The following is an 8,351-nucleotide window of genomic DNA, read 5'->3' on the forward strand; positions in this document are numbered from 1 at the left end:
GTGGCGTACTTGGCCAATACGCGGCGGGCGATCATGGGAGAGATCGGTGAGCCGCCGGCCTTCATCTCCAGGATGGTCTGGGCGATGTCTTCGGGTGCCGCGTCCTTGTGGATGTAGCCCAGCGCGCCGGCCTCGATGCTGGCCAGCACGTTGTCCTCGTCGCCGAACATGGAGATGACCAGGGTCTCGCAGGCGGGGTGGGTCAGGCGTGCCTGCTGAATGACCTCCAGACCGGACCCGTCGGGCAGGCCCAGATCGGTCAGCAGCACGTCCACGTCCAGGCCTGGACGGGTCAGGCAGTCTTTGGCGTGCGCCACGGTGCCCACACAACCGGCCAGCGTCAAGGCCGGCGAGCGGGCCACGCAGGACTCAAAAAAACCCCGCATCTCGGGGTCGTCTTCGACGATCAGCACACGCCACATCGGGATCGGTCTCCAGCGGCCCGCGGGTTGGACACATTGCGCGCGGGCTCCTTCGAGCATACCCAGAAAGCGGGCGCCGACCGTGCAAAGCGGCACGCCACGCAGGCCAGGAACGCCTCGAACCCCATGTTCATGGGATGCAATTTGTCGCCGCCAGACCTCCAATGCCGATGCCTGGGTCCAGGGATCCCGGGCCACTGTCCCACGAACACATGGAGATTGCATGCGAAACGACTACAGACGGTATGCCCTCGCGGGCTTGTTGATGCTGGCACTGGCGGGCTGCGGCGGCGGCAGCGGCGTCAACTCGGGCGCCGGGGGCGGCGGCACCGTCACCGCCCCGGTGGGCCTCACCGTCAGCGGCGTGGCCGCCACCGGCGCGGCCTTCACAGGCGCCGTCATCACCGTGGTCGACAGCCGCGGCGTCACCGTGGGCCAGAGCCAGCCCGTCGGCGCGAACGGCACCTACAGCGTCCCGCTGGACGCGGCGGCCGTGGCGCCTTTCGTGCTGGTGGCCAACCGCACCGACGCCAACGGGGCCACCCAGACGCTGGTCAGCGTGATCGCTTCGGCCAGCGCGACCACCGCCAACATCACGCCGATCACCACGCTCATCGCCTCGCGCCTGTCGCCCTCCGGCGACCCGGGCAAGCTGGCCAGCGAACTGGCCGCGGGCAATGCGGTCATCTCGGCGCAGGCCGTGGCCGCCACCGTGACAGAGGTGCAGGCCATCCTGGCGCCGTTGCTCACGGCCACCAGCACGACCGGCTTCAATCCGCTGACAGGCACCTTCAGCACCGACGGCACCGGCTACGACCGCTTGCTGGACTCGGTCAACATCACCTTCCTGCCGGCCAGCTCGACCACCACCAACATCGAGATCTCGGTCAAGCAGGAAGTGCCCGATGGCCAGCAACCCATCAGCCTGAGCTTCAGCAGCAACACGACGACCGTCGCGCCCCTGCCCGCGATCGATCCGACCACGCTCATCGCCGAAGGCACCTCCGCGAAGATCACCCAATTCCTTCAAGCGCTGACCGCCTGCTATGCCCTGCCGGCCAACCAGCGCGCGGCGGCGCCCAGCACCGTGCTGGCGGCCGCCTGCCTCGACGTGTTCCACGACAACGACCCCGCACTCTTCAGGAACAACGGTGGCACGGTGGGCAGCAGCGGCGCTTTCGCCAGCCTCTTCAACCCCAACGCCGTCGGTGTCGTGTTCAACCAGGGCAACTACGAATTCACCCGCGACAATGCCGACAAGGACATCGTCGTGGGCTACAAGACCACCAGCCCTGACGGCAGCGAGTCCTACGACAGCTTCGTGCTGCGCACCAGCACGGTGGACGGCAAGCTGCGGCTGATCGGCAACCAGTACCGCTTCCCCGGCCGCGTCGCGGCCTACCAGCAGCGGCGCAACTTCATCAGCCTGGGCCAGGAAGCCTACGACTACTTCAGCACCGGCTACGTGCTGGACGTGGCCAACCGCCAGCGCCCGGGCAACCAGGGTCCGCTCTTCAACCGCGTCGTCGTGACCACGCCGACCGGTTCGGTCCTCACCCTGCAACCGAGCGGCAACTCCAGTTTCCTGGGGCTGGTCAAGCCCGGGCCCGTGGTCTCCGGCACCAGCTTCGTTCGCTTGCGCAGCGAGTACGTGGATGGCAACACGTCGCGCCCCCATCCGCGCGACGTCGACCCCACGCTGTTCTTCGTGGCCGATCCGGACCGCACCGAGGCCAGCCTGGCCAGCGCCAAGTCGCAGGGCAGCTGGCGGTTCGAGTACTACCTCAACGTCAACGACCCGGCCACGCCGCAGGACGACACCCTGGTGCCCGAGGTGCAGTACTACAAGAACCGCGCCCGCGCCCTCACCATCGCCGAACTCCGCACGCAGGGCCTCGCGCAGCTGACGCCGGCCCTGATCGCCGAAATCCGGTCGGGCACCGAGCCGGCCGGCGTCCAGGACGCGGGACAGATCGTGTTCGTCGCCGGCGACCCCGGCGACATCTCCTCGGAAGGCGGCGGCAACGGCTGGAGTGTGGGCACGGGCCAGTTGCCCCCCACGCAGATCACGATGTTCGGGCGCTCGCCGCGCACGGGCAGCAACGCCAACTTCACCGATTCGGTCGAGGTGCGATCGACGGCGCGCCAGGCTGTCGTGCCCTGCTCGCAGCAGAGCGTGACGGACGACCACTGCTTCAATGGCGGCCCGACCTTCGCTGCGGGTTCGCGCCTGAGTGGCCTGCACCTCTCGGCCCGCGACGTCGCCGGGCGGGAGTACGCCAACTTCTACGCGCTGTACCAGCTCAACATCGTGCCCTGAAGCCCCCGGGCCCGGCTCCGCAGCCCCGCTTCGGCGGGGCTTTTTCATGCCCGAAACGACAACGCCCCGCAAGCGGGGCGTTTCTGCCGCACCGGTTCAGCGGATCAGCTGAACAGTTCCTTCGGCACGTTGCCGCCGTTGGCGGCGATGTGGGCCAGCACGTTCTTGTGCAGCCACATGTTCATCTTGGCCGAATCGCCCATCAGCTCGTCGGGGCAATACAGCTCCTTGGCGAGCGCCTTGCGCGCCTCGAGGCTGCTGTCGAGGTCCAGCAGCTTGAGCAGGTCGACGATGGAGGTCTTCCAGTTCAGCTTCTGCGGGTTGGCGGCCGCTTTCTTCTCCATCAAGGCCATCACGTCGACCATGGTGATCGATGCGACGGCGGGCGCGGCGGCCGGCGCGGGTGCCGGTGCGTCAGCAGGCGCCGTGGGCACGGTGGGCGGTGTGATGACCGGGGCCTCCGCGGCCTTGGACATGCCGAGCTTCTCGAGGATGTTGCTGAAAAATCCCATGGTGTTCTCCTTGTTTCCGTTGAAAAAGGCCCGCCTGGCCAGTGTGGAGGCGCGCCACGCCAGCATAGGCCATAAATGCGACAAGCCCAACCGCCGGTCTTGATGCTTTCTTGATACCGGCCCGCGCAGTCTTGCGCCCGTCTTGACGCCCCCGTTCCTAGCATCGGTGGACTGTCTTGAACGGAGAACCCCATGGACTTCATCTACCTCGGCCTGGCCGCTGCCTGCGGCCTGCTCGTCTGGGGCCTGGCATTGCTCTGCCAGCGCCTGCAACCCACCGGCGGGGGGCGCGCATGAGCGCCGCGCCGGGCCGCCCCAAGCCAGCTCGCACCGCAGCGCGTCGCGCGGAGGTACTCCTATGAGCGGTTGGACCCTGCTGGCGGCCGCGCTTTCGGGCGGGCTGCTGATCTACCTGGTGGCCGTGCTGCTGCGGCCGGAGGACTTCTCATGAGCGCGATGGCATGGCTGCAACTGGCGGTGTTCCTCGCGCTGCTGCTCGCGCTGGCCTGGCCGCTGGCGCGCGCGATCGACGCGGTGATGGCCGGCCGCTTCGCGCTCGGCCAGCGCATCGAGGCGCCGCTTTGGCGCCTGGCCGGCGTGCGACCCGAGCGCGAATCCGGCTGGCTGCGCTACGCGCTGGGCCTGCTGGTGTTCAACGGCCTGGGCCTGCTCGCGGTGTACGCGCTGCAGCGCCTGCAGGGTGTGCTGCCACTCAACCCGCAGACCTTCGGCGCGGTCACGCCCGACTCGGCCTTCAACACCGCCATCAGCTTCATGGCCAACACCAACTGGCAGGGCTATGGTGGCGAGTCCACCATGAGCTACCTCACCCAGATGCTGGGCCTCACGGTGCAGAACTTCCTGTCGGCCGCCACCGGCCTCGTGGTGGTGGTCGCGCTGGTGCGCGGCTTCTCGCGCCATTCGGCCCAGTCCATCGGCAACGTGTGGGTGGACCTGACGCGCGCCACGCTGTGGGTGCTGCTGCCGCTGTCGCTGGTGCTGGCGGTGTTCTTCGCGGGCCAGGGCGTGATCCAGAACCTCTCGCCCTACACCGAGGTGAAGACGGTCGAGACCGTCACCTGGGAAACCTCGACCCCCGGCGCCGAAGGCCAGCCGGCGCTCACCGAGGCGCACAGCAGCGCGGCGCAGACCCTGGCCATGGGGCCGGTGGCCTCGCAGCTCGCGATCAAGATGCTGGGCACCAACGGCGGCGGCTTCTTCAACGCCAACTCCGCGCACCCGTACGAGAACCCCACGGCGCTGTCCAACTTCGTGCAGATGCTGGCCATCTTCCTGATCCCGGCGGCGCTGTGCTTCGTGTTCGGCCGCATGGTCGGCGATCCGCGCCAGGGCTGGGCCGTGCTCGCCGCGATGGCGCTGCTGTTCGTGGCCTTCGTGGTCGCGGCCACCGCGTTCGAGCAGCAGGGCAACCCGGTGCTCGCCGCGCTCGGGGCCGACCAGGCCAGCAGCGCGCTGCAGTCGGGCGGCAACATGGAAGGCAAGGAAGTGCGCTTCGGCATCCACGCCTCCAGCCTGTTCGCGGTGGTCACCACCGCCGCGAGCTGCGGCGCGGTGAACGCCATGCACGACAGCTTCACGCCCCTGGGCGGCATGGTGCCGCTGGTGCTCATGCAACTGGGCGAGGTGGTGTTCGGCGGCGTCGGCGCGGGCCTCTACGGCATGCTGGTGTTCGCCATCATGGCGGTGTTCATCGCCGGTCTGATGATCGGGCGCACGCCGGCCTACCTGGGCAAGAAGATCGAGGCGCACGAGATGAAGATGGTGTCCATCGCCATCCTGGTCACGCCCCTGCTGGTGCTCGTGGGCACCGCCGTGGCCGTGATGGCTGGCGCCGGGCGCGCGGGCATCCAGGACCCGGGCGCGCACGGCTTCACCGAGGTGCTGTATGCCCTGACCTCGGCCGCCAACAACAACGGCAGCGCCTTCGCCGGCCTGTCGGCCAACACGCCGTTCTACAACGTGCTGCTGGGCCTGGCCATGGTGTTCGGCCGCTTCGGGGTGATCGTGCCGGTGCTCGCCATGGCCGGCTCGCTCGCCGCCAAGCAGCGCGCCGGCGCCACCGACGGCACCCTGCCCACCCACGGCCCGCTGTTCGTGGCCCTGCTGATCGGCACCGTGTTGCTGGTCGGCCTCTTGAACTATGTGCCCGCGCTGGCGCTCGGCCCGGTGGCCGACCACCTGCTGCTGTGGGCCCGCTGAAAGCCCCATCACCATGACCCGCACAACCCTGACCCTGTTCGACCCGGCGCTGGTGCGCCCGGCCCTGCTCGATGCCGTGCGCAAGCTCGACCCCCGCGTGCAGCGCCGCAACCCCGTGATGTTCGTCGTCTACGTGGGCAGCGCGTTCACCACCGCGCTCGCCTTCTCCCGGCCCGAGGCCTTCACCATCGCGGTGGCGCTGTGGCTGTGGTTCACCGTGCTGTTCGCCAACTTCGCCGAGGCCCTGGCCGAGGGCCGCAGCAAGGCGCAGGCCGCCGCGCTGCGCGGCCTCAAGCGCCAGACCTGGGCCAAGCGGCTGGACCGCCATGTGCAGTACGACCGGCGCGTGCCCCGCACGTCCATGGCGTGGCTGCCGATCGAGGCCGACCAGCTGCGCAAGGGCGACGTGGTGCTGGTCGAGGCCGGTGACACGGTGCCGGCCGACGGCGAGGTGATCGACGGCGTGGCCTCGGTGGACGAGAGCGCCATCACCGGCGAGTCGGCCCCGGTCATCCGCGAATCGGGTGGCGACTTCTCGGCCGTGACCGGCGGCACGCGCGTGCTGTCCGACTGGGTCGTGGTGCGCGTCTCGGTCAACCCCGGCGAGACCTTCGTGGACCGCATGATCGCGATGGTGGAGAACGCCAAGCGGCAGAAGACGCCGAACGAGATCGCGCTGACCATCCTGCTGGTGGCGCTGACCATCGTGTTCCTCGGCGTGGTCGCCACGCTGCTGCCCTTCTCGTCCTTCAGCGTGCAGGCCAGTGGCGCGGGGCAGCCGGTGAGCCTGGTGGTGCTGGTCGCGCTGCTCGTGTGCCTGATCCCGACCACCATCGCCGGCCTGCTCAGCGCCATCGGCGTGGCCGGCATGAGTCGGCTGATGCAGGCCAACGTGATCGCCACCTCGGGCCGCGCGGTGGAAGCCGCCGGCGACGTGGACGTGCTGCTGCTGGACAAGACCGGCACCATCACGCTGGGCAACCGGCAGGCCAGCGCCTTCCTGCCGGCACCCGGCGTCCAGGAGGCCGCCCTGGCCGACGCCGCGCAGCTCGCCTCGCTGGCCGACGAGACGCCCGAAGGCCGCAGCATCGTGGTGCTGGCCAAGCAGAAGTTCCAGCTGCGCGAGCGCGAGGTGGAGGCCCTGGGCGCGAGCTTCGTGCACTTCACCGCGCAGACGCGCATGAGCGGGGTGGACCTGCCCCAGGGCCGCACGCTGCGCAAGGGCGCGGCCGATGCGATCCGCCGGCACGTGGCGTCGCTGGGCGGCGCCTTCCCCTCCCACGTGCAGGCCACGGTGGACGAGGTCTCGCGCCGCGGCAGCACGCCGCTGGTGGTGAGCGACCGCGACCGCGTGCTCGGCGTGGTCGAACTCAAGGACGTGGTCAAGGGCGGCATCAAGGAGCGCTTCGCCGAACTGCGCCGCATGGGCATCCAGACCGTGATGGTGACCGGCGACAACCGCCTCACCGCCGCGGCGATCGCCGCCGAGGCCGGCGTGGACGACTTCCTGGCCGAGGCCACGCCCGAGGCCAAGCTCAGGCTGATCCGCGAACACCAGGCCCAGGGCCGGCTGGTGGCCATGACCGGCGACGGCACCAACGACGCGCCCGCGCTGGCCCAGGCCGACGTGGCCGTGGCCATGAACACCGGCACGCAGGCCGCCAAGGAGGCCGGCAACATGGTCGACCTCGACAGCAACCCGACCAAGCTGATCGAGATCGTGGAGACCGGCAAGCAGATGCTGATGACGCGCGGCTCGCTCACGACCTTCAGCATCGCCAACGACATCGCCAAGTACTTCGCCATCGTGCCCGCGGCCTTCGTCACCACCTACCCGCAGCTCTCGGCGCTCAACGTGATGCGGCTGACCAGCCCCGACTCGGCCATCCTCTCGGCGGTGATCTTCAACGCGCTGATCATCGTCGTGCTCATCCCGCTGGCGCTCAAGGGCGTGCGCTACCGCGCGGTCGGCGCGGCCTCGCTGCTGCGCCGCAACCTGGCCCTCTACGGCCTGGGCGGCATCGTGGTGCCCTTCATCGGCATCAAGGCCATCGACCTGCTGCTTTCGGCCATCGGCTTCGCCTGAACACCCCCAAGGATTTGTCATGAACCCCACAACGCCCTCTTCCGAATCCGATCCCGTGTGGCGCCCGGCCCTCGTGCTGTTCGTGCTGCTGAGCCTCGTCACCGGCCTGCTCTACCCCTTCTTCGTCACCGGCGTGGCGCAGGCGGTGTTCCCCCACCAGGCCAACGGCAGCCTGATCGAGCGCCAGGGCCAGGCCGTGGGCTCCGAGCTCATCGGCCAGCCCTTCACTCAGGCCGGGCACTTCTGGGGCCGCCCCTCGGCCACCGGGCCGATGGCCTACAACGCCGGCGCCTCCAGCGGCTCCAACCTCGGCCCCAACCACCCCGCGCTGGCCGAGGCGGTGAAGGCCCGCATCGACGCCTTGCGCGCGGCCGACCCGGGCAACACGGCGCCGGTGCCGGTGGACCTGGTCACCGCCTCCGCCAGCGGCCTGGACCCGCACATCAGCCTGGCCGGCGCGCGCTACCAGGTGGCGCGGGTGGCGCGCTCGCGTGGCCTCGCCCCCGAGCAGGTGAACGCGCTGGTGGACCAGCACACCGAGACCAGCCTGTTCGGCTTCCTGGGCGAGCCGCGCGTGAACGTGCTGGCGCTCAACCTCGCGCTCGACGCGCCGCGGCCATGAGCGGCGGCTGGCTGGAACCGGTGCTTGCGTTCGGGGCCATCGTGTTGCCCCTGCTGCTGGCCTGGTGGCTGGTGGCGCGCGGGGCGCAGCGCCCCCGGCAGCGCAAGCGCCGCTCGGGCGACAATGGCAGCCACCCGCGCGACCCCTCCTGACGCGCCGGCCCCGCCAC

Annotated in this window: 8 protein-coding genes; 6 read left to right on the top strand and 2 right to left on the bottom strand. The window is 69.8% G+C overall.

The features are described 5' to 3' along the window. Window positions 1-422, bottom strand: a 422-nt coding sequence (locus AC3WPZ_RS26850) for a response regulator (protein WP_492442403.1), incomplete at its 3' end; no start/stop codon positions are given. A gap of 223 nt (window positions 423-645) precedes the next feature. Here AC3WPZ_RS26850 and AC3WPZ_RS26855 point away from each other — a divergent pair. Further along, window positions 646-2,742, top strand: coding sequence for a hypothetical protein (locus AC3WPZ_RS26855; protein ID WP_492442405.1), 2,097 nt, complete (start codon window positions 646-648; stop codon window positions 2,740-2,742). A 104-nt stretch (window positions 2,743-2,846) separates the two neighbouring features. Here AC3WPZ_RS26855 and AC3WPZ_RS26860 read toward each other — a convergent pair whose 3' ends face one another. Next, window positions 2,847-3,254, bottom strand: coding sequence for a DUF3597 family protein (locus AC3WPZ_RS26860; protein WP_382159239.1), 408 nt, complete (start codon window positions 3,252-3,254; stop codon window positions 2,847-2,849). Window positions 3,255-3,612: 358 nt separating this feature from the next. Here AC3WPZ_RS26860 and kdpF point away from each other — a divergent pair, with 358 nt between their 5' ends. Genes kdpF through AC3WPZ_RS26885 form a run of 5 tightly spaced genes read left to right on the top strand, consistent with a single transcriptional unit; the run spans window position 3,613 to window position 8,334 of the window. After that, window positions 3,613-3,705: a K(+)-transporting ATPase subunit F gene (gene kdpF / locus AC3WPZ_RS26865; RefSeq protein WP_291119061.1), complete on the top strand. Its 93-nt coding sequence runs from the start codon at window positions 3,613-3,615 to the stop codon at window positions 3,703-3,705. Beyond that, window positions 3,702-5,474, top strand: a complete 1,773-nt coding sequence (gene kdpA / locus AC3WPZ_RS26870; protein ID WP_444688633.1) for a potassium-transporting ATPase subunit KdpA — start codon at window positions 3,702-3,704, stop codon at window positions 5,472-5,474. The genes kdpF and kdpA overlap by 4 nt, the downstream gene beginning before the upstream one ends. A 13-nt stretch (window positions 5,475-5,487) precedes the next feature. Beyond that, window positions 5,488-7,560 (top strand): potassium-transporting ATPase subunit KdpB, encoded by a 2,073-nt coding sequence (gene kdpB / locus AC3WPZ_RS26875; RefSeq protein ID WP_492442407.1) that lies wholly within the window; start codon window positions 5,488-5,490, stop codon window positions 7,558-7,560. Between the two features lie 19 nt (window positions 7,561-7,579). Next, entirely contained in the window at window positions 7,580-8,182 is a 603-nt protein-coding gene (gene kdpC, locus AC3WPZ_RS26880; RefSeq protein WP_382323862.1) for a potassium-transporting ATPase subunit KdpC, read from the top strand. Then, window positions 8,179-8,334 (top strand): hypothetical protein, encoded by a 156-nt coding sequence (locus tag AC3WPZ_RS26885; protein WP_382159247.1) that lies wholly within the window; start codon window positions 8,179-8,181, stop codon window positions 8,332-8,334. Before kdpC ends, AC3WPZ_RS26885 begins: the two co-directional genes overlap by 4 nt. The last annotated feature ends 17 nt before the right edge of the window (window positions 8,335-8,351 follow it).

Source organism: Hydrogenophaga sp. FW305-3-2-15-A-LB1 (genome assembly GCF_058787875.1).

Bases quoted from the DNA above. Each gene is read 5' to 3' on its own strand.
- AC3WPZ_RS26855 (WP_492442405.1), top strand. From the start codon at position 646: ATGCGAAACGACTACAGACGGTATGCCCTCGCGGGCTTGTTGATGCTG.
- AC3WPZ_RS26860 (WP_382159239.1), bottom strand. From the start codon at position 3,254: ATGGGATTTTTCAGCAACATCCTCGAGAAGCTCGGCATGTCCAAGGCC.
- kdpF (WP_291119061.1), top strand. From the start codon at position 3,613: ATGAGCGGTTGGACCCTGCTGGCGGCCGCGCTTTCGGGCGGGCTGCTG.
- kdpA (WP_444688633.1), top strand. From the start codon at position 3,702: ATGAGCGCGATGGCATGGCTGCAACTGGCGGTGTTCCTCGCGCTGCTG.
- kdpB (WP_492442407.1), top strand. From the start codon at position 5,488: ATGACCCGCACAACCCTGACCCTGTTCGACCCGGCGCTGGTGCGCCCG.
- kdpC (WP_382323862.1), top strand. From the start codon at position 7,580: ATGAACCCCACAACGCCCTCTTCCGAATCCGATCCCGTGTGGCGCCCG.
- AC3WPZ_RS26885 (WP_382159247.1), top strand. From the start codon at position 8,179: ATGAGCGGCGGCTGGCTGGAACCGGTGCTTGCGTTCGGGGCCATCGTG.